The 26,441-nt window shown below is 63.6% G+C and carries 20 protein-coding genes and 1 pseudogene; 11 read left to right on the forward strand and 10 right to left on the reverse strand.

All coding sequences use genetic code 11. The features are described from left to right. Positions 1 to 65: 65 nt before the first annotated feature. Positions 66 to 1,436, reverse strand: a complete 1,371-nt coding sequence (locus AB4Y36_RS17930) for an MFS transporter (protein WP_069262271.1) — start codon at positions 1,434 to 1,436, stop codon at positions 66 to 68. A gap of 265 nt (positions 1,437 to 1,701) precedes the next feature. Between AB4Y36_RS17930 and AB4Y36_RS17935 the strand changes: the two genes are divergently transcribed. Next, positions 1,702 to 2,442, forward strand: coding sequence for a hypothetical protein (locus tag AB4Y36_RS17935; RefSeq protein ID WP_368683719.1), 741 nt, complete (start codon positions 1,702 to 1,704; stop codon positions 2,440 to 2,442). An 8-nt stretch (positions 2,443 to 2,450) separates the two neighbouring features. On the opposite strand, the gene AB4Y36_RS17940 is transcribed toward AB4Y36_RS17935, so the two are convergent. The 4 genes from AB4Y36_RS17940 to AB4Y36_RS17955 all read right to left on the reverse strand — a co-directional run bounded on the left by AB4Y36_RS17940 (position 2,451) and on the right by AB4Y36_RS17955 (position 7,218). Then, positions 2,451 to 4,208 carry a peroxidase family protein gene (locus tag AB4Y36_RS17940; RefSeq protein ID WP_368683720.1) on the reverse strand — a complete coding sequence of 586 codons (1,758 nt, stop codon included), beginning with the start codon at positions 4,206 to 4,208 and terminating at the stop codon, positions 2,451 to 2,453. 271 nt (positions 4,209 to 4,479) lie between these two features. Then, complete coding sequence (locus tag AB4Y36_RS17945) at positions 4,480 to 6,261, reverse strand: ABC transporter transmembrane domain-containing protein (RefSeq protein ID WP_368604653.1); 1,782 nt, start codon at positions 6,259 to 6,261, stop codon at positions 4,480 to 4,482. Positions 6,262 to 6,329: 68 nt separating this feature from the next. Further along, on the reverse strand, positions 6,330 to 6,632 hold the full coding sequence (locus AB4Y36_RS17950) for a hypothetical protein (protein ID WP_368683721.1): 303 nt from the start codon (positions 6,630 to 6,632) through the stop codon (positions 6,330 to 6,332). A 16-nt stretch (positions 6,633 to 6,648) separates the two neighbouring features. Then, positions 6,649 to 7,218 carry a sigma-70 family RNA polymerase sigma factor gene (locus AB4Y36_RS17955; protein WP_342948367.1) on the reverse strand — a complete coding sequence of 190 codons (570 nt, stop codon included), beginning with the start codon at positions 7,216 to 7,218 and terminating at the stop codon, positions 6,649 to 6,651. A 176-nt stretch (positions 7,219 to 7,394) separates the two neighbouring features. Between AB4Y36_RS17955 and AB4Y36_RS17960 the strand changes: the two genes are divergently transcribed. After that, positions 7,395 to 8,336 (forward strand): flagellar brake protein, encoded by a 942-nt coding sequence (locus tag AB4Y36_RS17960; protein WP_342948262.1) that lies wholly within the window; start codon positions 7,395 to 7,397, stop codon positions 8,334 to 8,336. A gap of 11 nt (positions 8,337 to 8,347) precedes the next feature. Here AB4Y36_RS17960 and AB4Y36_RS17965 read toward each other — a convergent pair whose 3' ends face one another. The 4 genes and pseudogenes from AB4Y36_RS17965 to AB4Y36_RS17980 form a co-directional block, all read right to left on the reverse strand. Beyond that, positions 8,348 to 9,433 (reverse strand): hypothetical protein, encoded by a 1,086-nt coding sequence (locus tag AB4Y36_RS17965; protein WP_342948366.1) that lies wholly within the window; start codon positions 9,431 to 9,433, stop codon positions 8,348 to 8,350. Then, positions 9,361 to 9,882 (reverse strand): (2Fe-2S)-binding protein, encoded by a 522-nt coding sequence (locus AB4Y36_RS17970; protein WP_368683722.1) that lies wholly within the window; start codon positions 9,880 to 9,882, stop codon positions 9,361 to 9,363. The genes AB4Y36_RS17965 and AB4Y36_RS17970 overlap by 73 nt, the downstream gene beginning before the upstream one ends. Beyond that, positions 9,879 to 12,608, reverse strand: coding sequence for a xanthine dehydrogenase family protein molybdopterin-binding subunit (locus AB4Y36_RS17975; protein ID WP_368683723.1), 2,730 nt, complete (start codon positions 12,606 to 12,608; stop codon positions 9,879 to 9,881). Before AB4Y36_RS17975 ends, AB4Y36_RS17970 begins: the two co-directional genes overlap by 4 nt. Before the next feature lie 36 nt (positions 12,609 to 12,644). Further along, positions 12,645 to 13,772: pseudogene (locus tag AB4Y36_RS17980) on the reverse strand (formylglycine-generating enzyme family protein); the annotation flags it as partial. Positions 13,773 to 14,299: 527 nt separating this feature from the next. Here AB4Y36_RS17980 and AB4Y36_RS17985 point away from each other — a divergent pair. The 9 genes from AB4Y36_RS17985 to AB4Y36_RS18025 all read left to right on the forward strand — a co-directional run bounded on the left by AB4Y36_RS17985 (position 14,300) and on the right by AB4Y36_RS18025 (position 26,046). After that, complete coding sequence (locus AB4Y36_RS17985) at positions 14,300 to 14,725, forward strand: DUF4399 domain-containing protein (protein WP_069262263.1); 426 nt, start codon at positions 14,300 to 14,302, stop codon at positions 14,723 to 14,725. 51 nt (positions 14,726 to 14,776) lie between these two features. Further along, the gene (locus AB4Y36_RS17990; RefSeq protein WP_368604649.1) at positions 14,777 to 15,202 is read left to right on the forward strand and encodes a DUF4399 domain-containing protein; all 426 of its coding nucleotides are present in this window, start codon (positions 14,777 to 14,779) and stop codon (positions 15,200 to 15,202) included. 323 nt (positions 15,203 to 15,525) lie between these two features. Then, positions 15,526 to 15,795, forward strand: a complete 270-nt coding sequence (locus AB4Y36_RS17995) for a hypothetical protein (protein ID WP_069262261.1) — start codon at positions 15,526 to 15,528, stop codon at positions 15,793 to 15,795. Positions 15,796 to 15,918: 123 nt separating this feature from the next. Beyond that, positions 15,919 to 17,391: an efflux transporter outer membrane subunit gene (locus AB4Y36_RS18000; RefSeq protein ID WP_368683732.1), complete on the forward strand. Its 1,473-nt coding sequence runs from the start codon at positions 15,919 to 15,921 to the stop codon at positions 17,389 to 17,391. 114 nt (positions 17,392 to 17,505) lie between these two features. After that, on the forward strand, positions 17,506 to 19,431 hold the full coding sequence (locus AB4Y36_RS18005) for an FHA domain-containing protein (RefSeq protein WP_368683724.1): 1,926 nt from the start codon (positions 17,506 to 17,508) through the stop codon (positions 19,429 to 19,431). Between the two features lie 22 nt (positions 19,432 to 19,453). After that, positions 19,454 to 20,839 carry an HlyD family efflux transporter periplasmic adaptor subunit gene (locus tag AB4Y36_RS18010; protein ID WP_342948363.1) on the forward strand — a complete coding sequence of 462 codons (1,386 nt, stop codon included), beginning with the start codon at positions 19,454 to 19,456 and terminating at the stop codon, positions 20,837 to 20,839. A gap of 48 nt (positions 20,840 to 20,887) precedes the next feature. Continuing rightward, positions 20,888 to 21,640, forward strand: a complete 753-nt coding sequence (locus tag AB4Y36_RS18015; RefSeq protein ID WP_069262259.1) for a peptidylprolyl isomerase — start codon at positions 20,888 to 20,890, stop codon at positions 21,638 to 21,640. An 18-nt stretch (positions 21,641 to 21,658) separates the two neighbouring features. Beyond that, entirely contained in the window at positions 21,659 to 24,730 is a 3,072-nt protein-coding gene (locus AB4Y36_RS18020) for a peptidase domain-containing ABC transporter (protein WP_368683725.1), read from the forward strand. Beyond that, positions 24,727 to 26,046 (forward strand): sigma-54 interaction domain-containing protein, encoded by a 1,320-nt coding sequence (locus tag AB4Y36_RS18025; protein WP_368683726.1) that lies wholly within the window; start codon positions 24,727 to 24,729, stop codon positions 26,044 to 26,046. The genes AB4Y36_RS18020 and AB4Y36_RS18025 overlap by 4 nt, the downstream gene beginning before the upstream one ends. A gap of 149 nt (positions 26,047 to 26,195) precedes the next feature. Here the strand turns inward: AB4Y36_RS18025 and AB4Y36_RS18030 are convergent. Further along, positions 26,196 to 26,441 (reverse strand): hypothetical protein (locus AB4Y36_RS18030; RefSeq protein WP_368683727.1); only part of this gene is annotated, 246 nt, incomplete at its 5' end.

The following is a 26,441-nucleotide window of genomic DNA, read 5'->3' on the forward strand; positions in this document are numbered from 1 at the left end:
GTAGAAAGAAGCGCGCCCCTGCCGGATTCGTCGGGAAGGGGCGCGCTGTGTTTTTCAGCAGCCGATCATGCGGGGCGGGAAGCGTGCCCGTGATCGCCTGTTCCGCGCGCGTCGTCGTATTCGCGCGAAATATCCTTGTTCGTGTAATCGCCCATGCGCCAGGCGGCGAGCAGACTGATCACACCGCACACGGCGATATAGATCGCGATTGCATAACCCGTGCGGTAATACGCGAAGAGCGCCGTTGCGATCAGCGGCGCCGGGCCGCCCGCAATCACGGAAGCCAGCTGATAACCGAGCGAGGCGCCGCTGTACCGCAGCCGCCCCGTGAACGATTCGGCGATGAAGGCCGCCTGCGGACCATAGAGCATGGCGTGCGGCACGAGCGAAAGCACCACGGCCGCGAAAATCAAAGCCGTGTTTTTCGTATCCAGCATGCCGAAGTAGATAAAGCCGAAGATGCCCGCGGCCAACGCGCCGATCATGTACATGCGCTTGCGTCCGATCAGGTCGGACACGTGCCCAAAGAACGGAATGGTCACGAACTGCAGCACGGCGGCAGCCAGAACCGCAGTGAGCATGAGGTCGCGCGAAACGTGCAGTGTCTTCACGCCATACGTGAAGACGAAGGCCGTGTAGATGTAGAACGGCGCCTGTTCGGCCATGCGCGCCAACGCCGAGAGGAGAATGTCCTTCGGTTGGCGGCGAATGACCTCCAGCATCGGCGTTTTCTCGATCTTGTTCTCGGCGAGGAGCTTCGCGAAGATCGGCGTTTCGAGAATGCTCAGCCGGATATAGAGGCCGATCGCGACGAGCACGATACTCAGCAGGAACGGCACCCGCCATCCCCACGTCATGAAGGCGTCTCCGGAGAACGCGCTGACGGCGAGCACCACGAGATTGGCGATGAAGAGTCCCGCCGGCACGCCGAATTGCGGCCAGGAAGCAACGAAGCCGCGGTGCGAATTGGTGCGCGCCCACTCCATCGACATCAGGACCGACCCGCCCCATTCACCGCCCACGCCCACGCCCTGGATGAAGCGCAGCACCGTGAGCAGAACGGCGCCCCAGATGCCGATCGAGGCATAGGTCGGAACGAAGGCCACGGCGAAGGTGGCGACTCCCATGAGCAGCAGCGTGACGATCAGCGTGGCTTTGCGGCCGACGCGATCGCCATAGTGGCCGAAAATGGCCGCGCCGACTGGCCGTGCGACGAAGCCCACGGCATAGATCAGAAAGGCCTGCAGGGTGCCGACTAGCGGGTCGGATTCAGGAAAGTACAGCTTCGCGAAGATAAGCCCGGTGACAATGCTGTAGAGGAAAAAGTCGTACCATTCGATCGTCGTGCCGATGGTGCTGGCAATTACGGCGCGGCGCAACTGGCGTTGGGCGTCTTCGTCCGAAAGGAGCGTGGCTCCCGGTTGATCGGCATTCATTTCGCACCCCCAAGGCAAGGGCGATATGGCCAATGCAAAACGCATGACCAGGGTCCCGGTGGTGCGCAAAAAACGTGCCCCGATCGGCCGGGATGTTGGCTTCGCCGGATCGGGTGGAAATGATACGTCCCTCGGTATCGCTCCATCCTGATCGGCACGGGTTGAGACGTCGTGATACAGCTCGATGATATGTCACGTTGTGATGCAGTGTGCGCTTTTGAACGAAATCGCCATGCGGCAGTGCATCACGGAAGACGGAGGCGCGATGACTCCACCGCTATCCTCGCAGGCCCTCAGCCCTTCTGAGTATATTGCGCGGCATCTGCAGAATTTCGCCTCGAACACGCCGGCTTCGGCGAGTGTCGATCAGCACGCGCAATTGACGGTATGGAATGAGCACGTTTTCGTCGTCGCCGGCATTTTGTTCGTCGTGCTCGCGTGCATCGGCGCGCGCCGGGACAAGTGGGCGCTGTTTAGGCTGAATCCCGGGGTGTCGTTCGGCCGGCGTCTTTATCTCTGGTGGTCCTGCGCCTGGCGTCAGTGGCTCGCGAGCGCGCTGCTCTTCGTGGTGGCCTTCTCCGTGTTGCGCTTATCGCTCGGAAAGATCGCGACGCCGCTCATGGCGTTCGCCGCGAACCGGGTGCCGCACGACCTCGCGCAATCTTCGCCGGCCATTTCGCTTGCGATTGCCGGCATGCCCTTCATCGTGCCCATGCTCGCGTATTTGCTGCTCAGCCTGCCGCTCGTGGGGTACATGGTGCGGCGCGGACTGGCCGCGCACGCTATGCCCGCACCCAGGCGTTTCGGCTTCTGGCGCGCCACGCTGCTCGGCTTGATCACGTATGCGTGGACCTTGCCGGCCAGCCTCGCCATTACCAATGTAGGGGTCTCCTCTGCGCAGCCACTTGCAAACGCACTGCGCGCGATACTGCTTGTGGCATGGGGCATGTATATCGTGCTGCCGCGCCAGGTGCGCAGCGTCGCGCGCCTGGCCGCCCCTCGGTAGCGGGGACTTCAGGCCGCCAGGTCGACGACCGCCTTCAGCGGTATCAGCCGCCATTCGCCGGCGGTCGCGAAAGCGATGATCTGCGAGAACGTGGCGGGCGCGTTGCTGAAGATCTCGGCTTCGAGCGCGGGCGCGCTACCAATGCGATGGATGATCGAATCCGGGTCCTCGTCCAGCAGCCCGTAAAACACCTCGACGACGATGCGGCCCCCCACTGGGCCAAGGCGCGTCAATGCGCCGACGCCGAGCTTGCCGTCCTGCGTGCCGAGCATGTCGTCTTCACTGAACGTCTCGCCGACGGGCGCGAGTTCGAGCACCGGCCGTTGCGCTTCAGCGAGGATATAAAACCATAGCGGCGTATCGTCCTTGAACGTGTCGCCCAGCGCCGGGCTCGCGCCATCCGCATTCAGCGAGGCAATGCGATCGAAGCGGAAGGTCTTCGACGGATCGCTCGAAACCTGGGTGCGCACCACGAGTTCGTCGGGACCGAGCGGCGTCACGCCGAGCGCGCTCGCCACCGTTTCACCGCTTGGCAGGCCATAGACGTTGCCGCGCAACAGGTTGAGCATGGCCAGCGAACGAAAGCCCTTCGCCGATGCGAGATTGTTTGCCGCGTCGGGAATCGGCACATCGGACACGCTGTGCGGAAGTTTCGAAAGCGGATCGACGATCGATGGATCGAGCTTGTACGCGTATTGCAGACGCTTGACGTCGTTCGAGGCATTGTCGGCAACGCCGGTGGCGGCCTTGTTTGCGCCATCGAGTCCGGGCCCGCCTTTCTCGCCCGGCAACGGATGCTCGCGCGGGAAGAAGCGCTGCCAGTCGTCGATCACGTGTGTTTCGGGCAGCCGGTCGAAACCGACGAGGCTGTCCTTGTTGGCATTCGTGCCGTCGAATATCGGTGCACTGAAGTTGTCGTTCAGCACATAGCCGTTGCGCACGCCCGAGTGGCCATACCGGTACGCGGCCCCGGTGAATTCGCGCGGCAGGTTGCGTCTCGCCGGGCCCGGACCATAAAGCTTGTAGGCATGCGCGCGGTCCTGCTCGTGCGCGGTCACGAATGCATCGACGACGGACGAATCGACGATCCGAAGCAGGAAGTCTTCGACCAGCACGCGCTGATACGCCCAGCGCACCTGTGCGCGCGCCGCTTCGAACAGATCGCTTCCGCGCAGCGTGGCGTCGGCTTTCGCGAGCCGCGCGACCACGCGGTTATGAAAACGCAGGAACAGCATCTGGATCTGGCAGACGATCGAATTCTCGTCGTTGCGCTTGTCGCCGATAATCGCGCGAGCGTTATAGGCATTCCCGGTTCGCGGCAGATCGTCGTGACCTTCGATCAGCGAGGCGCCCTGATAAATCCCTTTGTGCGGGTGGTTTTCGTCCGCATACATGTAGGGCGCGTCGTCGGGTCCTGGGCCGTACACGTTGTCGAGGTCGAAGCGCGGCGTGCGCAGGTTCGTCGGCAGCTGTCCGGTCTTGCGCGCCTGGATCAAGGTTAGCTGCGACGTGGTATCGAGCGTCAGGTCGTGATCGATGAACTGGCCGAAATACGTGTAGCCGGCCGGTACATAAAGGTTCTCCTCCGGGTCGGGATCGTTCGATACGGTGTCCGCTGCTGACTGCATGCCTCGCGCGAGTACGGCGAGGTGCGCAGGGTCATAGTGATTGAAGCGCGGCGGGAAAATCGAAGTCAACTCTTCGTTCAGGCCGCTCATTCCCGCATGGGCTCCGACGAGGTTGCGCGGTGTACCTTGGGTATTCATCATCGTTCTCCTAAGTAATTCATCGCAGAAAAGACACTTCGCAAGCATGCTGGCGAAGGACCCCGTTCGACTTCAGGCTGAGTGGATTATTTTGAGGTGATGGCGGCGACGATCGCCGCAAACGGAGAGGGCGGATTGACAGGAAGCAGGATTAATTTTTCTGAAAGCTTTGAATGTGCGCTAACCCACGCTTGGGCGGCGCTTCGATTTGCGAACGTTCGACAACGCAGGCAGGCAATCGCGAATCGCGCCCAGGCGGCCCGGTTGATGGTTACGTGACGGTATTCGCGTGCTGCGCGCCGAACTGCAGCGCCGCGAGCTGCGCATAAAGCGGCGAACTCTGCAGCAGGTCCGCATGCCGGCCTTGCGCCACGATGCGGCCCTGCTCCATGACGATGATGCGGTCGGCCTGCTGCACGGTGGCGAGGCGATGCGCGATGACGAGCGTCGTGCGGTTTTGGGCAGCGTTGTCCAGCGCGGTTTGCACAAGGCGTTCGCTCGCGGCGTCGAGGGCGCTGGTGGCCTCGTCGAGCAGCAGAATGGGCGGGTTCTTGAGGATCGCGCGCGCAATGGCAATGCGCTGACGCTGACCGCCTGAAAGGCGCACGCCGCGCTCGCCGAGGAACGTGTCGTAGCCTTGCGGCAGTTCCTCGATAAAGCCGGCTGCCGCCGCCATGGAGGCGGCGCGCTGCACGGCTTCGAGCGTCGCGTCGGGCGAGCCGTAGCGAATGTTGTCGAGCACGCTGCCCGAGAAGATCACCGACTCCTGCAGCACGACGCCGATCGCCTGGCGCAGTGCCGCGAGCGACACCTGTTGCGTCGGCACACCGTTGATGCTGAGGCTGCCCGATTGCGGGTCGTAAAAGCGCAGCAGCAATTGAAAGAGCGTGGTCTTGCCCGCGCCCGACGGACCGACCAGCGCGACATGTTCGCCCGGGCGCACGTCGAGCGAGAAGGCGTCGAGCGCGGCAATGCCAGGGCGCGAAGGGTAGGAGAAGCCAACGTTGTCGAAGCGGATGCCCGCGCCATGAGCGGGCAGCGGCACGGTTGCCGCCGCCTGCGCCACCGGCGAGCGCGCGGCGAGCAGTTGCAGCAGCCGTTCGGTGGCGCCCGCGGCCCGTTGCAGATCGCCCCACACTTCGGCAACGGCGCCCACGGCGCCGGCCGTGAACACCGCGTAGAGAATGAACTGGGAGAGCTGGCCGGCGCTCATCTGCCCGGCCAGTACCGCCTGCGCACCGAGCCAGAGCACGAACACGACGGCGGCGAACACGAACACGATCACCACGGCCGTCAATCCGGCACGCGCCCGAATGCGTGTGAGCGCCGTTTCGAAGGCCGCTTCCACGGCGCCCCCAAAGCGCTTTGTCTCGAACGACTCCTGGGCATACGACTGCACCGTGGGCATGGCGTTGAGCACTTCGCCAGCCAGGGCGCTTGCGCTCGCCACCTTGTCCTGGCTCGCGCGCGAAAGCCGCCGCACGCGCCGCCCGAAGATGACGATAGGTGCGACCACAACGACCAGTGTCGCGATGATGTAGCCGGACAGCACCGGGCTCGTCGCGACGAGCATCGCCACGCCGCCGACCGTGAGGAGCACGTTGCGCAGGCCCAGCGAGAGGCTGGTGCCCACCACCGTCTGGATCAGGGTCGTGTCGGTGGTGAGGCGCGAGAGCACTTCGCCCGTCTGCGTGGTCTCGAAGAACTGCGGGCTCATGCGTATCACGTGGTCGTACACGGCGCGCCGCATGTCGGCCGTCACCCGCTCGCCGAGCCACGAGACCCAGTAGAAGCGCAGCGCCGTCGCCGCGGCGAGGATCAGCGAAACCACGAAGAGCGCGATGAAATAGCGGTCGATATGCGTGCGATCGCCGCTCGCGAAGCCACGGTCGATCAGGTACTTGAATGCCACCGGCAGCGCGAGCGTCGCGCCCGCCGAGGTCAGGAGCGCGAGGAAAGCAAGCGCCCAGCGTCCCGCATAGGGGCGCAGGAAGGGCAAAAGGGCGAAGAGGGGCGCGACGCGGGAAGGGCGGCGGGCGGCGACATCTGGCATGGAGCTTCCTGGCGGATCGACAATGAAGGGATTGTGCCAGCCCGAGGCGGGGCGAGGCTGGCACGGGTTTATTGCGCGGGCGGCGCGGCGCCATTGCGCAGTTGCTCGCGCTCCTCGGGCGTCATGTGCTGCCATTGTTGCCACTGGTGCCAGTGCATGCGTCGGCGGCAGCCGCCATGCCCGCGGAAACCGCCGAACAGGATCCGGCACAGCACCAGCAGTCCGATTGCGCGCGGATAGTCGATGGCATGGGCATTGGCGACGATCGCCGGTGCGATCCAGTTCCACAGGCCCATGACGATTGCGCCCAGCAGTGCGATGACCGCCACCATCAGCAGCGCCTTGGCGAATATTTTGCGGCGAAACTTCATTCCATTCTCCTTCGGTTCAAATCTCGAGGTCGTCCCATGACGCGCGCAAACGTTCGCGCAGATGCAGCACCGCATAACGTTTGCGCGCGAGCAGCGTGTTCACGCCCACCCCGCTCGCGGCGGCCAGCTCCTTGAAACTGCGCCCGTCCAGTTCGTGCGCGATGAACACCTCACGCTGACTGGCGGGCAATTCGTCGAGCGCGGCGCGCAGTGCGTCGAGCATCGCTGCGCGTTCGTAAGCGGCCTCAGGGCCGGCGTCGGGCGAGGGCAGCGCGAGGTCGAGGCGATACTCGCTTTCGCCCTCTTGCGGCTCGACGAGCGGCACTTCCTTGCGTTTGCGAAACCGGTCGACGATGCGATTTCGCGCCACGCGAAAGAGCCACGCACCAACCTGCTCGATGGGTTCCGGCAGCCGCCACGCCTGGACCAGTTCTTCGAACACGTCCTGAAGAATGTCGTCGGCTTCGTCCTGGTCGATCACGCGGCGGCGGATGAAATTGCGCAGCCTGGGGCGCTCGCGGGCGACGGTGTCGGCGATTTCGCGGTCCTGCGTACTCGGCGGGCTGGGGGTGGGCGGCGGTTCCATACCCGTGTAGACGATCCGGAAATAGAAATATTGTGGCGCGTAATCGCGGGTTTTATGTGGCATGGATATTTCGTTAAACAAGACCCGAGATAGCCGCATATTTATTGACATCTGTCACTATATTTCGGTCACAATGCAGCATCGAACAAAACCAACAAATTCACACGCTATCGGTCATGCACCTTCACGAGCCTGGCAGCGGTACTGCGTCTAAAACGCTGGAACTGCTCGCGGACCCCGGGCAGTTGCCCCTCGAAACGCCGCTGCCATTGGCGGTGTTTCACCATGATGGAACGATGCTGCTGCCGCAAGGCGGGATGCTGAACGGCGAGCAGCGCGACTTCCTCTTCGCGCACTTCCAGCCTTATCGCAACACGGCAGACGAGGCGAGTCTAGCGAGCACGCAAGACAGCCTGGCCGACCGTGGCGAGCGTGGCAAAGGGCCGTTGACGCTGGACGACATGAATCTCGCCATTGGCGCGCTGCTAGGCATACGCAGCCAGGCGGGCATGGGGCGCGAGATGCTGCCGTGCCGGCTGATCGGTTTCCGGCCCGGCGGCGCGATGTTCGTCACGCCGCCCGCCGCGGCCAAACCCGCGTGGGAGCCGTTTCAGGGCGAACAGGTCGAGATCGTTGCGATCGCAACACAAGCCGTGTTCTGGCTCGTCTGCACCGTCGAGGCGGTCTGCACGCATCCGTTCCGCTATCTCGTGCTCTCCGAACCGGGCACGATACGCCGGCTGCGCGAACGCCGGGCCGTGCGCGTGCGTACGCAACTCGCGGTGCGCTATGGCGTGGACCTGACGGGCTCGGAACTGGACCGGCTCGGCATTGGCTGCGATATCAGCGTGCTGGGGATGTCGCTCGCCGCCGGGCGCAAGATCGGCGAGGTCGGCGAGCGCATATGCGTGGTGTTTCCGATCGAAGCGGGGAACGTCGGGGCGACGTTCCAGGCCGTCGCCGTGATTCGCAATCTGCGCGCCGATAACCCGCAGGCAGGACTCACCCTGCACGGACTCGAATTCGACACGCTTTCTCCCGAGAGCCAGGTCGCGCTCAAGACGTTCGTGTTCGATCGGCAGGACGCCGTGTCTTACTGGGCCGGCATGCCGACCTGAACCGGGCGCGCTCAATGCAATGACCGGTTGTTCGAACTCGAAGGCATGGGTGTGAACGTGCAATTCGGGTCCTTGTGCGCCGCGTCTTTGCAGCAGTCCAGCAAGGCCTTGACCGACGCGAGATTTGCCTTGTCCCATTGTTCATTGCTCATGGCGTTGTCGGTCGGCATCCAGTGGTCCCATGGATAGCTGTTGGCGAGCCGGTCGTTGCCAGGCGCTTTCTGATTGCCCACAGAGAGCCCGAGAAAGGCGGTGCAGCTCTGCTCGCTGCCGATGCGGTGACAGCCAATGCAGGTGTTGCCCGGTGTGCTCATCGTCATGAGGTGAAACGACGAGAAAGCCTGCCCGATGCTCGAATACTTACCCCATGGGTCGGTGGGCACCTTGTCCCACACTTGCCCGATATACGGGCTGAAGATGAAGGGGCCTGCGTCGTGGCATTGGAGGCAGGTGGGCTTTTCGGAGGCGACCACTGCGGGTGTCGCCCAGAATTCGACTGCGGAGGTGTGTCCTGCAGGTGGCTTTCTCTCGTTCGGCGGCGGCACGCGGGTCGCCACGAATCCACCACTCGCGGACACGCTGGCTTGCGATTTCGGTTGTGGCTTCGCCTCGAACCAGCAGGTCTTGCCGTTGCCTGAGTGATGCATCACGACGACTACGCCGTCATAGTGCGGGTCGTTATCGGGGCGCAGCGCGTCGCGCCGGCAATACGCGGAAATTTGCGTGTTGCCGCGCGATAGATTCAGGATCTTCGAAAACGGGATGCATTGACCTTTTGCTTCCGAAGTTGGACTCAGCAATGAAGGCTTGTCGCATCGCGTCGGGGACTCGTTTGGCCCGGGCGGCTTTCCATCGATCGTAATGGGAATATCCGTTCCGTCATTGCAGTTGAACGGCGGGATTTCGCCAATTTCCTTCACGCATTGATCGGCGTATTCGAGCAAGGTCTGCTCATGCGTAAAAGCGGCAAGCGGCACGGCGAAGAGGAAGCACAGAGCGAACAGGCGGACGCGGACAGACATGGTCATCCTCCGCTTTTCATCTGCATTTGCGCAACTTTGCGAATCGCCTCGCGATACTTCACGTAGCCTGTGCATCGGCACAGGTTTCCGCCCACCCAGGTGTCGATTTCCGTTTCTAGCTGGTCTCCGCTGATGCGGTACGCCTTCACATGTTCGAGCATGGCGGTTGCGGCCATCAGAAAACCGGGCGTGCAGTAGCCGCACTGAAACGCAAAAGATTCGAGGAAAGTCTGCTGCAGCGGCGAAAGCCTGTCGCCGTCCGCGAGGCTCTCCACGGTAAAGATATATTGATTCGCGACAGCGCTTACTGGTGTGACGCACGCCAGAGTCTTCTCCATCAGCGTGTCCTGGCTGCTGCGCAGGCCCACGGTGCACGCACGGCACGCGCCAATGCCGCAGCACACCTTGGTCCCTGTCAGGTCCAGGCGTTCGTGAAGGAATTCGGCGAGGCTCATGTCGGTATCGGCGGCCGGTACCGTCACGGCGCGTCCGTTCACGTGAATCTTGACGTCGGCTTCGTTCACTGCAGGGCCTCGCGTATCTTGTCGGGCGTGACGGGGGTTTCCCTGAAGCGATGCCCGGTTGCCATGGCCAGCGCATTCAGCAGTGCCGGCGCAATGGGGCACATCACGGCCTCGCCGATGCCGCGCGCGCTGTGAAGGTCCCCTTCCGGCGGCGGCAGCGCGATCAGTTCCTGCCGCGGGACGTCGGTCATGCGCGTGATGAGGTAGCGGTCGAGGTTCCACGTGCCGTCGCCGGGGCCGTGATTGCCCAGCGGACACGCTTCGCTCAGCACATTGCTCATCGCCATGGCCACCGCGCCTTGCGACTGAACTTGCACGATTTCAGGACAGATCAGGCGGCCGGCGCTGAGTGTCGTGACGACCTCTTCGACCTTTACGTGGCCGCTTTCGGGGTTCACGGACACCGCGACGAGCGCTGCCGAAGGCGCATAGTTCGTGCGCCCGAAATTGAACGTATCGCGTGGCGGCAGCAACTTGCCGTGAGGCAAGCCCTCGAGATGGTGCGTATCGGGGCCAACGGCTATGAAGTCGCAGTCCATCTCGACGGCGCCCGAGGCGAACGTGTACCGGCTTCTCCAGAATCCGCCGGCATAGGTCACATGGGCGGCGGCCACGGTAGGCAACTGCTGGCGGTTGATCTCGTCGAGCAACGCGGGCCAGCTGATTGCCGGGTGACCGGCCGCGGTCAGCTTGCCATTTGTCCACGTGAGGTCATGCCGCTCGATGTGCGGGTTGTTCCATATTGCGCGTGCGGCAGGCAGCACGCTTTGCAGCATCAACACCATCGCGGCGCGATCTACGGCCTGAAAGTGATGGAACGCACCGAGGCAGGCGCTCGAAGAACCGAAGGGGGCCGAGATCGCTTTGCTTCCGGTAGCATCCAGGATGCCCAGCTTTGTGTAATCGAAACCCGGTATCTGAAACGCCTCGACTTCGTTCATGGTGATTTTCTGCGCGTTCTGCCCAAGGCACGCCGCAGGAGCCAGGGCCAACGTCGTCGCCGCGCCATTGCCCATGTCCGTGTAATGCGTGAGCACATGCAGGCCCGCGTTCGGCTGAATCTGCACCATCGCGAATACGGCGTCTTTGCCGGTACCGTAGGCCTGGTTCGACATGGCGAGCCCAACGCCATACCGTAACCCGAGCGCGTGGCGTTGCGCGCGCACGCTTTCCCTGTTGCGCCATAACTCGTGGGCCTCAAGCTGGTTCAGCAGCTCGGCGAGTTGCAGATGGAACAGAATGGGTGCGCCAGTGAGCGTTTTGCCGTGCTGCTTGCGGAGCAGGTTAGTGCGTCGGATGTCGAATGGACTTTTGTGCAGCGCCTGGGCGGCCTCGTCCATGAGCGTTTCGATGGCGAGGTAAGCCTGAGGACCGCCGAAGCCGCGCTGCGAGCCGCCGAACAACGCGGGCGTATAACTCACGGAGCTTTGCGCAATGGCGCGCGGAATGTCGTAGCAACTCATGGCGCTCATGGCAGCAAGGTCGCCAACGGGGCCTGTGAGATTTTCCTTGGCGCCGCCATTGAAGCTGAAGGAACTGACGAGCGCCTGGAGCTTGCCGCTCTCGTCGAGCCAGATGGACTCCGTGAAATCCGTCTTCGCGCGTTTCAATCCGACCTGGAATTGTTCATAGCGCGATTGCTGCCAGCGCAACGCCCCCTTCGCGAAGGGCGCGGCGAGGGCGAGATAAACGGGAAAATACGATTCGTCGCGGCCGCCGAATCCGCCGCCTGGGTAGCAACTGATCACGTGAACGTGCTTGACGTTGATATTGCTGTCCTTGAACAACTTACATGCGGATATGCAGTCGCCGCGCGGCGATTGTGTGCCGAGCACCAGGTTCAGACAACCGGAATCCGCCTGAAACCACGCGAGTCCCGACTCCGGTTCCATGAAGACGGGATCGATTGCGGGCGTTCTGAAGGCGCCATCGAACTGGTGCCAGGCCTTGCTGTCGACCCTGGCGCTGGCCAGATCGTAAATTTCTTTACTTGCGCTGTCGCGTGCCTTGGTGAACTTCTCAAAGGGGAGGCTGCTACGCTGGAGGTTCGAAAACGACCTCGCGTCGTCGCGCACATAAACCTTGGACGCGGACGGATACAAAGTGGTGATGGCGCTTTCCGGTACCGTTGCGCCGTAACGGATCACGGACTCGTTGAAATCGAGCAGTTTCTTTGCGCGGCGATACGTATCGAAGTCTTCGAAGATCAACAAGGCGACGGGCTGGCCGTAGCAATTGGCAGGTTTGCCCTTCTGCGCGAAAAGATAGATATCCTGGCTAGCGACCGGATCCTTTTCGGCCGCGAGATAGATGCGATTGTCATTCAACGTCTGGTTGGATACCACGGCGATCGGGCGAAGATTGCGCGGCAATACGCTCAGATCGAAGCCTTCGAAATTCTTGTCGACGCAATTGCATCTCAGCGCATATAGCCAGTTTTCTTCTTTCGGCCAGCCTTCGAAGTCGCGCGCCTTGTAATCACGCGCGTAGATCTTCGCACCCGTGACCTTGCTCACGCCCTCGATGCGCCAGCGCGCCTTGCCGGGCTCCGGCGCCCAGTCGGGTGTGCCGTTCGGCGGCGATAGTGCGGAGTGGGCGCGCGTCGCGCCAGGTACGGTTGGGCTGGCGGCCGTGAACGCGGTGATGGAGCTGACCGACATCGTGACCGCGCCGCTCCCCATGGCCTTGAGGAATGTCCGGCGAGTGATCGGAACATCGCAAGCCATGTGCGTCTCCAGGCGAGACCCGCAGCGCGATCCGCATTATTTCATGTCGCGCGCTACGCGAAATCCATTGGCTTCGTAGCGAACGCTGCTGTCGTATTTGAAGCGCGTGGCGGCGAGCATATAGCCCGCGCCGTCACGCCACGATCCGCCGCGAATCACGCGCGTCTGGCAGTTGGGCTCGTCCCACGAGTGGCCATCGTTCGGCGCGTTCTTGTACGAGTTGTGCCAGCAGTCGCTGACCCATTCCCAAACGCCGCCGGCCATGTCGTAGAAGCCAAACGCATTGGCCGGGAACGAGCCGACGTCGTCGGGCGCCTCGACGTGCCACGGCTGGCCACAGTCCTTGCAGTTCGCCGTGCCCTTGCGCATGTCGTTGCCCCACCAGTAGCGCGTTTCGGTGCCGGCGCGCGCGGCATATTCCCATTCCGCTTCCGTCGGCAGGCGGTAGGGCTTGCCGCTGATCTTCGAAAGCCATTTCACGTACTGCTGCGCGTCGTCCCAGCTCAGGTCGCGCACGGGGGCGTTCGGCGAGGCGTTGTTCTCGTTCGACAGGCGCGGGCAGGCGCTCGCGGCAACGCACGCGTTCCACTGCGCCACCGTCACCGCATACTTCGCGAGCGCGTAACTATGGCTGATCGTCACGTGGTGCGCGGGCCGCTCCGAGACGTCGTCGGTGTCGATGCCCATGGTGAAGTTGCCGGGCGTCACCGCGACCAGCACCGGGCAAGATGGGCAGTCCTGAATGTCGTGGGGACCCGGCTTCGAAATGGCCGGATTGCCCTTGGCAGCAACTGCCGCCGCAGCTGCAGCCGTTGCCGCGGTCGTCGCGGCGCCCGGCGGTGCGGAGGCGGGCGCTGCCGTGGTCTGCGCGGGTGGGGGCGGCGGTGTCTTTGCCTGAGGCGCTGGCGCGGGTGCCGGTGTGGGAGCGGCGGCAGCGGGGCTGCTAGCCGGGTGCGGGGTGGACGTAGCGGGCGTGGCGGAGGCTGCAGCGGGTTTCGATGCCTCCGCACGCAAACGCGTCAGGCGGGCCTGCGCGAGCGGCGCGAAGCGTCCGTTCGGATAGGCCTTCAGATATGCCTCGTAGTCGCTCGCGTATTGACTGTCCTTGATCGAATTCCAGAACGTGATTTCGTATTCCTGGGAGGTGTCTTTCGGCATCAGGCCCACGCGCACGATCGCGACGCCATAGCGTTGCCGCGCTGCGCCGGCCTCGGTGAGGCGCTCATGTCCGGCGTGGGCGCTTGCGTACCGGCCAGGAGCTTGCGGCTCGAGACGCGGCTGCTCGCGTGCCGGAGCCGAACGGTCATGCGCTGCCGGCGCGGCCGAACGTAGCGTCGAAGTCAGGCCTAGCGAGATCAAGAGGCACACAGGCAACACTAGCCGCCACATGTTCGTTCTCCCTATCAGGTGCCAACCCGGGTGCATACCCAGGCGTCATCGCCTTTCAATGCCGACGGTGCGCTACCCCGCTGCAGTCGCCAGCCGCGCTCGCATGAAACGCGGGCCGCCGCCGGCACAGGCACTGCCTGCGCACAACTACAAAATAGCACGCACGCCGCGCGATGCAGTAACTCGGTGGCACCGGCACGCGCGGCGCCGATTTATCTCCGTCCGCTTGAATCCGTCCTAAGCTGTAGAACACGCACCGAACTCCAAAGCGGCGCGCCGTCTGCCGAACAAGGAGCACGAAGATGCAACGAAGAGCAACCCTGTTGGCCCTGGCAGCGGCCGTTCTGATGCCGCGCCTCGCGTTTGCCGAGCGCACCCCGTCGCCGCCCGGCGCGGAGGTCTACATTATCTGGCCGCCCGACGGCGCGACGATTCCCACCGGCAAGTTCTGGGTTCGCATGGGCCTGCGCAACATGGGCGTTTGCCCCAAGGGGATCAACAAGGCGAACACGGGCCATCATCACTTGCTCATCGACACGGACCTGCCGCCGCTCGATCAGCCGATCCCGTCGGATCGCAATCATTTGCATTTCGGCGCGGGCGAAACGGAAGCCCGGGTCGAGCTTGCGCCGGGCAAGCACACGCTGCAGTTGCTGATGGGCGACTACAATCACGTGCCGCACGATCCTCCGGTCTACTCGAAGAAGATCACGGTCACGGTCAAGTAGCGAAGGACATCCGGCTTTGGCCGCAGCGCAAAAGAAGCGGGAGTGCACGCCATGAAGAGGTTCCTCGTTTTTGCTGCCAGCCTCGTGCTGCTCGCGGGCGGTGCGGCGCAAGCAGGCACGACGCCGGTCGACCCGAACGCGCACGTTTATATCGGCTGGCCCAACGACGGCCAGGTCATGCCGGCCGGGCGGCCATTTCGCGTCTGGTTCGGCCTGCGCAACATGGGCGTGGCGCCCGCGGAAGTCGAGTTTCCCAATACGGGCCACCACCACCTGCTCGTCGATACGGACTTGCCGCCGATGGATCAGCCCATTCCATCCGATCGCAATCACCTTCACTTCGGCGCTGGCCAGACCGAAACGATGCTGCAGTTGCCGCCGGGCAAACATACGCTGCAGCTGCTGATGGGCGACGCCCACCACGTGCCGCACAACCCGCCGGTGTACTCGAAGAAGATCACCATTTACGTTAAGTGATCCATACGAATCGATCGCGAATGTTGCGGGATGATTCGAACGTTTGCGACGCTTTCACTTTCCCCCAGCAAACAGTGTTCGTAGCGCGCCAACATAAGCCGATCGACGCGTTGGCGCGCGCCCGTCACCACGCACGACGCGCACGCGCCACGCGCCGCGCGTGAGACTCCGGGAATTCCAGAACAGTCCTTATGCGACGGGCGATGCGCGCCGTGCGCACGCGCACTCGTGCATCTGGCACGCCTCATGCCTTGTTGGACCCGAGCCCGCAACCATGCAGCTCACAATCCCAACAGTGTTGCATCCATTCCTGGAGAACTGCCATGAGCAAGCTGATGATCGCCGACCTGAGCGTCGCGCAAGAACTCGACCGCCGTGAAATGAGCGCCGTGCGCGGCGGCCTGGGCCTGTGGCCCGTCTGCTACCCGACGATGCCGAGCGTGAAGGTCGACTCCACCAACTTCTCCGCATCGCAGTTGATCGGCCAGACGAACACCATCCTGTCCAACACGGGCAACGACGTGGCGTTCGTGAACAACCTCCACGCTTCGACCAACCCCGTGCAAACGGCTCACAACACGATCAACTTCTGATCGTGCTGCCAGCCGTGGAGGCTTACCCGCCTCCACGGCGCCGCCCTCCACCGCATCCGCTGCACACCGCTTCTTCGTCGCGTCCTTCGCCGCCTTTCCCTTAAGGAGTCGATCGTGAACACACTGCTCTCGCCGTCCGCCGCGCACGTATGTCGCGGCGCGTCGCGCTGGCTGACCCGCGTCGTCGGAGCGGCCGGGTTGTGTGCCGTGGCGCTGTGCGGCTGCATGGATCTGAGCACGCCTGCGTATCGGCGCCCGGACATGCCTGAGAAGGACGCCTGGGCGCATACGAGCCGCACGTTTTCCGCGGCCGATACGGTCAATCCGCAGTGGTGGACAGAGTTCGACGATCCCTACCTGAATACACTCATCGAAAAGGCGATTGCGGGCAATATCGATATCCGGGTGCTGGCGGCGCGCATTGGCGTAGCCGGCGCGCAGATCGGGGAAGTGCAGGCCGGTGCACTTCCCACGGTCGACGCGGGCGCGGGTATCGACTATGAGAAGAGCACGGGGCTAGCGCTCTCGAAGACCTATAACGTCGCCACTCAGGTCAACTGGGACATCGATATCTGGGGCAAAGTCGAAAAAAGCGTGCAGGCTCAAAAGGCCGAGTATCACGCTAGCGAAGCGGATTGGCGCGCAGGCTATTTGACGCTCGTTACGAAAGTGGCGAGCACTTATTTCCAGATCCTCCAGTTCGACGATCAGATCCGCGACGAGGAAGACACGCTCAGGCGGAACAAGCAGATTCTCACCATCTACCAGCAGATGTACGCAAACGGTGTCGCGCCCAAGACCGAGGTGCTGCGCCAGAGCGCGGAAGTCAATGGCGTCACGAACGAACTGCTCGAACTGCACCGCGAGCGCGATACCGCCGAAAACGCGCTTTCCACGCTGGTCGGCGTGCCCGCCGGCGAGTTCAAGATGCCGTCGGGCCAGTTGCGCGAGCGCGTGAAGTTGCCGGATGTGCCCATGGGCCTGCCCGCGCAGCTGCTGGGGCGCCGTCCCGATGTGGTGGCCGCGCAGTACCACATTCTCGAATCATATGACGAAGTCGGTTCCGCGCGGCTCGCGCAATTGCCGACCATCAGTCTCACGGGCCGCGCCGGCACAGCCGCGTTTTCGCTCTCCGACCTCTTCAAGGTGTTCACGCTGAGCTTCATGCCGAGCATCGACTTTCCGATGTTCGACCCCAGCGTGCATGCCCACATCAAGACGACCGAGGCCCAGAGCAAGGTTGCCGAAGAGCAGTATCGCCAGGTGGTGTTCACGGCGTTCGAAGAAGTCGAAAATGCGCTGGTGAACCTCGACGCGCATAAGAAGCAGCGCATCGAACTGCTGCAGCAGAACGAGCGGCTGCGCACCGTCGCGGCGCAGGTCGAGGCGCAGTTGAAGGAGGGGCTGGTGTCGCAGCTCGAAGTATTGGAGTCCGAACGTTCGCTCGCAAACGCAGAACAGTCGCTTTTGTCCAACCATGAACTGATCCTGAGCGACACCGTCACCCTCTACAAGGCAATCGGCGGCGGCTGGCCCGACGTCGATGTCGCCAGCGTGGCCTCGAATTCCGCTGTGTCGGCAGCACCCGTCAAGTGAGCGCGCTGGTCGCAGCGGGCCGCGTCAGTTGTTTGACTCCAGCCAACAGTCGCCTACACTTTTCTCACACCCCGATCGCCATGTGCAAGGCGCGCGGCTCCACACGGAGAGTCAGTGCGCACGCGGCGCCTGCGCCACGCGCGTCCCGGCTCACAACTGCTGATCGCTGGCGGAATCATGGTGCCTGACGCCGCTTCCATTGCCGAGAGCCAGACATCGCTCGACCGAACGTTCGATATCGTGCTGCGGCCGATATCGCATGCAGAGCTGGGCGAGATCCGCATCGACAAGGATCTTTTCGCAGTCGGGCGGACCCAGCCGCCTTTTGCCGAGGCGAAGCCTGAGGTCGTGGTCGATGTCTCGCGCCGTCATGCGCGCATCTTCCGCGAGGGCGCGGCGGCCTACGTGGCCGACCTGGGCAGCAAGAACGGCACGGCGGTCAATGGCATCGAAGTCACCCAGAAGCCTCACGTTCTCAAAGACGGCGACGAACTCAGCTTTGCCGGCGCGCTCGCGTTTCGCGTGAGCTTCGCGCCGCGTACGGTGCGGGCGACCGCGCGGGCGACCGTGGTGACGCTCACGCCGGTGCGCGCCGATCTGGGTTTGCAGCAGATCGTCGTGACGAGCTTTCCGTTCCTCGTCAGCAAGGCCGACGAGACCTTTTCGCAGTATCACGACGCGTATCCGCACCAGGTGAACTATTTGTCGCGCCGTCATGCGCACATCTACGCCGAAGACGATGCGATGTACGTCGAAGATCTGGGCAGCACCAACGGCACGTTCCTTGACGGACAGCGACTCGACGATCATGCGGTCAAGCTCGAAGACGGCCAGCGGATCGCCTTTGGCGGCGAGCACTTCGTCTACCGGGTTGGCCTCGAAAGCACGAGTGGAAGCGATGCCACCGTGACGGCGACGCGCGAGCGCCGCGCCTCGGTGCTCGCCGAAGATGCAGACCGCACGACGTTCATTGGCAGCGCGCACTCGTTTCTCGATATTTTTTGCACGCCGCCCGCGCCTGCCCAGGACGACGAAATCAATCCCGATGCGCCGCAACCCGCGCCGGAGCCGGGCCACGACGCGCGACGCCGGCGCGGCAGGATCGAGGTCTTCCTGAGTGAGTTGAGCGAAGCGCTGGGCGGCAGCGGAAAGATCAACATGGGCGCGTTCGCGCGCTGGGGCGGCGGCGCGATTGCCGTGATCGTCGCGCTCGTTGCGCTCACGTATTTCCAGGGTGCGCCGCAGCGCGACATGCAGGCGTTGCTCACGAGCGGACAGTTCGAAAGCGCGGCGCGCATGGCCGATCAATATCTCACGAGCCACCCGAACGACAGCACGTGGCGCGCGATGGGGACGGAAGCGCTCATCAAGGCCGACGTGCCCGACTGGGTCGCCGCGATCAACGCTCGCGCGTTCGACCGTGCGCGTGCCATCGTGGAGGACATGCGTACGCTCGCGCGCCACAACCCGGACGCCGCGTCGCTCGTGGAAAACATCGGCTGGATCGGCGCACTGCAATCGTTCGTGCAGGGACGGGGCGGCCCGCAGGCGCCGATCCGCATCTATCGCGACGAGGCGCCGATCCATGCGCTGACGAGCCGCTGGAACGACGACCCCGGCGAGCATCAGCGTGCATTCGACCGGATTTCGGCCTACGTGCCGGCGTTTGCCGCCGTGTATGCCGATTCGCTCAGCCACCTGCGCAAGCTGCAGAGCGACGACTCGGTGTATGTGGCCGCGCTCGAGCGCATCCAGCAGGCAATCGACAGCGCACTCGCGAGCGACCGCTTCGACGCGCTCACCGCGATGCTGAGCGACTATGCGCAGCGCTATCCGCGCCTCGCAGGGCTCGATGCCGTGCGCGCCGACGTCGACCAGTATCAGCAGATCGACAGCGAGGCGCATGCGGGCCATGTGCAGGCCGTGCACGACCGCCTGGCCGCCGCTCACTTCGCCACGCCGCCGTTCGCGGCCCATGCGGGCGCGCTCGAAAAGCTTGCGCTAGCGGGAGGGCATGGTGAATCCGCGCCAGCTCATTGAGCGCCTGCGCAAGGCGCTCGGCATGCATGATGGGCATGCCGCGCCCGAACCGCCGCGGCCGCTCGGCGAGGCGCTGGGCGACCACAGCGAGGAAGGGGTGGCGATCCTCACCGCGCGTCCGTGGCGCCTCATCGAAGCGACGATCATCACGATGGTCGCGCTCGTGGTGTGCGGCCTCCTGTGGTCGTTCGTCGGCCGCGCCGACGTCATCGTGAGCGCGCAGGGGGCGCTTGCCCCGGAGTCCGAGGTGCGCCGCATCTACGCGCCCGTGGATGGGGAACTCGTGGATATCTACATCGCCGAAGGTCAGCCCGTGGAGAAGGACGACGTCATTGGCCGCATCAATGCACGCGGCGCGATCCAGGCGGCGACCAACGCGCTCGACGCGCGCCTGAAACTCGACGACGCCGAGCGCGACTGGAAGGCGTTCCCCGAGAAGAAGGCGCTCATGGAGCGCAAGGCCGAGGCGCTCAAGGCGCAGATGGACGTGGAAACGCATCTGCATGAAACGCGCGTGGCGGAAGGCACGAGCAAGCTCCAGCAGGCCGAGAACGCCCAGCTCGATGAAGCGCGCGGCAATATCGACAACGCGCGCCACGTGCGTGACCTCGCGAAGGAAGACCAGGACAAGTACGAGCGGCTGTTCGCGCTGCCCGGCGGCGGCGGGGTCTCGCAAAGCCAGGTCGAGGAAAAGCGCAGCGCGTTCCTGCAGGCCGATAACAACTACCGGATCGCGCAGGCGCGGCTCAGCGAATTGCAGGCGCAAACGAGCCACGACTTCGCTCAGGCGAAGGCGCAGCTCGAAGGCAGTGCCGGGCAGCTCACGTCGCTGCGCATCGAATACGACGCGACGGAGCGCGAAATCGCCAATACCGAGGACAAGTTGCGCCTGCAGGTGCAAACCGCGCGCCTTGCCGCCGACGCCGCGGCGCGCATCCGCTTCGAGAACATCGACAAGGACAACTTCCTGCTCGTGCTCGCGCCGGTCTCGGGCGTGATCACGGACGTGACGACGACGCAGCCCGGCGACAAGATCCAGGCGAACACGCCGCTAGGCGGCATTGCGCCGGCCAACGCGCGCCCGGTCGTGAAGGTGGCGATTGCGGAGCAGGACCGCGCGTTCCTGCATGAAGGCTTGCCCGTGAAGCTGAAGTTCAACGCGTTTCCGTACCAGCGCTATGGCGTGGTGGACGGCACGCTCGAATATATTTCGCCGACCACGAAGCCGCAGGTGCAGACGAAGGAACCGGTTTACGAGGGTCGCGTGCGTCTCGCGCGCGATCATTTTTCGATTGGCGGCGCGACGTATCCGTTGCGCTACGGTATGACGGCAACCGCCGAAATCGTAGTGCGCGAGCGGCGCCTGATCGATTTCGCGCTGGACCCGTTCCGGCAGGTCGCTGGCTGAAGATATTCACCAGTTCAGATTTCGGGAATCAGCAATCAGGGGAACGCAATGACGACAATCGTACGGATCGACGACGAAGCGATCGACACGGAAGATTTCATCCGCGTGCTGAAACTCACGGGGCAGTTCGAGAGCCTGGTCGAGCAGCAGGTGCGCGACCGGCTCACGGTCATCGCCGCGAAGAAAATGGGCGTAAAGGTGGAGCCCGACGAAATCCAGCAACGCGCCGACCAGTTTCGCCGCGTGCGGGGGCTGCACCGCGCGGCGGACATGAATCGCTACCTGGACGTGTTCGGTATCAGCCTCGACGAATTCGAGCACTTCATTACCGACACGCTCTATCAGGAGAAGACCTTCAACCTGATCTGCAACGACGAGGCGGTCGAAAGCTACTTCAAGCTCAATTCGCCGAAATTCGACAGCATCGAAGTGAGCCACATCGTGGTGGACTCGGAAGGCAAGGCGCGCGAGGTCATGTCGATTCTCGAGGACGAGCCGCAGGCGTTCGGCGAAATGGCGCGTGAGCATTCGATCGCCGATACCAGCGAGCGCGGCGGCGTGATCGGCAAGGTATTGCGTGGGTCGTTGAAGACGGACATCGAGGCGAAGGTGTTCAACGCGCAGGTCGGCGACCTGCTCGGCCCGTTTCCCGCGCCGGACGGCTCGTTCTTCGAAATCTTTTGCGTGACGGCAAAGCATCCGGCGTCGCTCGAAGCGGACGTCTCGTCCGAGGTGCGGCGGCTATTGCGCGAAGAATGGCTCGCGGAGCGCGCACAAGAACATATCATCGACGCGCACTGAGCGCGCAGAGCCACGCAGATGGACACCCAGGCGCCCCTACCTGCCAGCGCGCCGTCGCTGGTGGATTTTCTCGCATCGGTCGAACCGCTCTCGCTCTTCTCGCGCGAGGAACTCGACCGTCTTGCCGCGCAGGTCGAAACGCACAACTACGCATTTGGCGACACGCTGTGCAAGCGCGGCGAGCCCGCAACCGGACTCTATGTGATCCGCTCGGGCTCCGTGCGGATCATCGCCGAAGAGCGCGGCAAGGAAATGAGTCTCGGCGTGCGCAAGGAACGCGAAGTATTCGGCGAAATCGCCATGCTGCGCGACTACTGGCACGAAGTGTCGGTGCGCGCTTCCGCGAAAACCGAGGTGCTTTGCATCCCCCGCGCGGCGCTCGAGCCGTTGCTGGCTGCGAATCCGGCCGCGCAGTCGTTCGTGACGAGCTATGTCGCGATCAGCTCCGCGGGCGGCTTCGTCACGCGGCTTTTCGACCTGCGCGGCAAGCTTTCGCGCGCCGAGCTCGAAGAGTATGTGTCGAGCGTGGGCGTCAAGCGCGTGAGCGCGGGCAAGGAGATCATCCATCAAGGCGCTGGCGGCGACATGCGCCTGTATGTCGTGCGGCAGGGCGAGGTCAGTATCGCGCGCGAGGAAGACGGCAGCGTCTATCAGATCGCGACGCTCGGCGCGGGAGAGATCTTCGGCGAACGCGCTTGCCTGCTGCGCCAGAATCAGCCCGCGACCGTCACGGCACTCACCGATGTACGGCTCCTGGTGATTCCCGAGAAGACTGTGCATTTCATGCTGGAGCGCAACCCGAAGCTGCGCGAGGTGCTGGAAGAGCGCGTGCGCTTCAACGAGCGCGAATTGCAGCGGCAGAAGAAGCTCGCCGAGCGCCGCAGCCGGCCCGTTGCCGTGGACAGCGGGGCGGATGCTGCATTGCGCGAACGCGTGGTCAAGCGCTTCGTGCTCATCGAGCAGGCCGAGGAGATGGATTGCGGCGCAGCGTGCCTCGCCATGATCTGCCGGCATTACGGCATACCCATGACGCTCGGCAAGCTGCGCGACCTCGCGAACGTGACGACGCAGGGCGCGACGCTGGACAGTCTCGCGCGCACCGGCGAGGCGCTCGGCTTCACGACGCGGGGCGTGCAGTGCACGTTTGAGGCGCTGCAAGGGTTCGAGCTGCCGTTCATCGCGCACTGGGAGGGCTACCACTATATCGTCGTGTACGGCGTGTCGAAGCAGTGGGTGAGGGTGGCCGACCCGGCGCTCGGCTTTCGCAAGCTGAGCGTCGAAGCGTTCGAGCGCGGCTGGAACGGCACGTGCCTGCTGTTCACCGAGGTCGAGACCACGGGCGCGCAGGCGGCGACGCGCTCGCCGTGGGTGCGCTTCATCGGCTACCTGCTGCCTTACCGGAAAATACTCGCCCACCTGTTTCTCGCGACCTTCGTGATCCAGTTGCTCGGCGTGGTGCCGCCGCTCATCATCCAGAACATTCTCGACAGCGTGATCGTCCACCAGAACGTGAGCCTGCTGCATCTCCTGATCGTGGGACTCGTCATTTCGCACCTGTTTACGCAGCTCATGACGACGATACGCGCGCATCTGTCGAATTTCATGGTGCGCAGTCTCGACTTCGCGATGATGTCGCAGTTCTTCAAGCACACCATGTCGCTGCCGTTCTCGTTCTTCGCGCGCCGCAAAACAGGCGACATCTTCGCGCGCTTTCAGGAAAACCAGACGATACGCGCGTTTCTGACCGAATCGACGGTGACCACGGCGCTCAACCTCCTGATGATCTTCATCTACTTCACGATCATGTTCCTCTACAACGTGAAGCTGACGCTGCTGCTGATCGCGTTCGTGATTCCCATCATGGCGCTCACCGCCATTGCCACGCCGCGCATCAAGCGCTACGCGCGCGAGGTCTTTGCCGTGTCCACCGATGCGCGCTCCATGCTGATGGAGACGCTTGGCGGCGTCGAAACCGTGAAGGGCATGGGGATAGAAAGAGCGGTGCGCCTGAAGTGGGAGCGCAAGTACGCGAAGTCGCTCGAAGTGCAGTATCGCGCGCAGGCATTCAATATTCTCGTGGGTCTCGGCAGCCAGTTGCTCAACGCGGCGACCACGATCGTGATTCTCTGGGCGGGCGCCACGCTCGTGCTCGATCAGGAGTTGAGCATCGGCCAGCTCATTGCGTTCAATGCGTTCATGGGCAGCGTGCTCGCGCCGCTCATGGGCCTCGTCGGGCTCTGGAGCCTCATGAACGACGCGGCGGTCGCGATGGAACGGCTAGGCGATGTGCTCGACATCGAGCCCGAGCAGAAGCCCGCCGACCTCGGTTCGCGCGTGCTGCTTCCCGACCTGCAGGGCGACATCGAATTCAACGGCGTGTATTTCCGCTATGGCGGCAACGAAACGCCGTATGTGCTGGAGAACATCAGCTTCTCGGTGGGGCGCGGCCAGATGGTGGCGATCGTGGGGCGCAGCGGCTCCGGCAAGACGACGCTCGCGAAGCTGCTGGTGGGCTTCTACGCGCCGACCGAAGGCAAGATCAACGTGGACGGCTACGACATGAGCGCGATCGATCACGCGTACTTTCGCGCCCAGGTGGGCTACGTGATGCAGACGAACCTCGTGTTCTCCGGCACGATTGCCGAGAACATCGCGTGCGGCGATGCAACGCCGGACTGGCGGCGCATGGAGGAAGTGGCGCGCATGGCCGATGCGCACGCGTTCATCAGCAAGATGCCGCTCGGCTACGAGCAGGTGGTGGGCGAGCGCGGCATGGGCCTTTCGGGCGGGCAGATCCAGCGTCTTTGCATTGCGCGTGCGCTCTATCACGACCCGCGGCTGCTCGTGTTCGACGAAGCCACCTCGTCGCTCGACACGCAGTCGGAAAGCAACATCCTCTCGAACATGCACGACATACTCCAGGGCCGCACGGCGCTCATTATCGCGCACCGGTTGAGCACCATCATGCGGGCGGACAAGATTCTCGTGCTCTACGAAGGGGCGATCGTGGAGCAGGGGCGGCACGAGGAACTCGTCGAGCGCAAGGGCATGTATTACCAGCTCGTGCAAAAGCAGCTGGGGGCGTCATGAAACTCTTCGATCCGCACGGATTCGGCAGCTCCGTTGTGTCATATGCGGGGCTGCTCGAGAAGATCGAGATCCTGCGCTCGACGCTGCGCTGGGCGCCGCGGCTCGAACGCACCGATATCGAAAAGCTCTTGAACCAGTCGAACGCGCTGCGCGACGAAGTCATGCAACTCTCGCGCAAGGAGCGCTTCGTCGAAGCGGCGGCAGAGGCGCCCGAAGCGCTCGATGCGCTGGCAAGGCCGGATGCCCTCGCGCCCACAGCGCACCGGCGGCGCGAGGCGCTGATCGAGCGCAGCTTCATCTTCGAAGGCATATTCGGCGACAACCCGAAGCTGCTCGCAGCGCTGGAGATCGCGGAAAAGGCGGCGCCCACCGATCTGCCCGTGCTGATCGACGGCGAGAGCGGGACGGGCAAGGAGTTGATGGCGAAGGTGATCCACGCCAACGGTGCACGCGCCGACCGACCGTACATCTCAGTGAACTGCGGCGCGATACCCGAGAACCTGCTCGAATCAGAACTGTTTGGGCATCGCAGAGGGGCGTTCACGGGGGCGTCGAGCGATCGCAAAGGGAAGTTCGAAAGCGCGCATACGGGGACGATCTTTCTGGACGAGATCGGTGAGTTGCCGCTGCAGGGGCAGGTAAAGCTGCTGCGTGTGCTCGAATCGCACGAGATTCAGCGGGTGGGCTCCGATGAACCCATCGGGGTCGATACGCGCATCGTCGCCGCGACGAATCGCAACTTGCGCGAGCTCGCGGCGCAGGGGCAGTTTCGCGAGGACCTCTTTTATCGGCTGAGCGTGATTCATGTCACGCTGCCTGCGCTGCGAGAACGCAGCGACGAGATTCCGCTGTTGATTGCCTATTTCGGCGACGAGGCTGCTGCGCAGCTCAAGCGGCGGCCTATGAAACTGACGCCCAAGTTGCGCGATTTTCTGCTTACGTATGCTTATCCGGGGAATATTCGCGAGCTGCGTAATCTCGTGTATCGGCTTTCGTGTCTTGCGGGTGAGACGGCCGATATCGAGCATCTGCCCGATGATATTCGGCCTAAGTCCGCTGCACTGGCTTTGCGGGTGGCGGAGGGCGAGGCGGCAGGCGCGCCTCTTTCACTGAGCGATGCCAAGCGTGCTGCTAGCGATGAGGCCGAGAGGGCGTTTCTCGAGCGGGGCTTGCAGGAGACCGGGGGTACGGTCGCGGAGCTGGCGCGGCGCTGTGATATGAATCGGTCGCACTTGCAGATGCTGCTCAAGAAGCATGGGATTCATTCCAAGGATTTTCGGCATGCCGAGAAGGTGAATCATGAGAAGGGGTCTTGATCTGGGTGCCGAGCGGTGCGTTTTGTCGTGGCTCTTGGCGCTTTTGGCCGTTCATGCCCGGGAGTCCTGTAACCTGGCTGATGCGGCGGGCAGTTTGTTCACCGTGCGGTCTTCAGCCGGAAAGAGGCTCCTGAACAGTTCGCCCAGCATCATTGCGCCTCCGGCACAATGCCTTGCGGCAGGGGCATTGCAGCGTGCTTCGCCGCGGCGATGGCTGCCGGCGGCAGCGGCGGCGCACTGCTCGCCATGGCCTTCGGCCCAGCCTTTGCGCTGCCGGTCAGAAAGATGCGCGCGGGCAATGCAACGTGCCGCAGCTGCAGGACGTCAAGCGGTCCGGCGCCGGCCTCGCTGCGCAACTGGAGCCTGAGCGCGATGCCCTGGCTTGCATCCGGCGT

Source organism: Paraburkholderia sp. BR10936 (genome assembly GCF_040965735.1).
Taxonomy (GTDB): domain Bacteria; phylum Pseudomonadota; class Gammaproteobacteria; order Burkholderiales; family Burkholderiaceae; genus Paraburkholderia; species Paraburkholderia nodosa_A.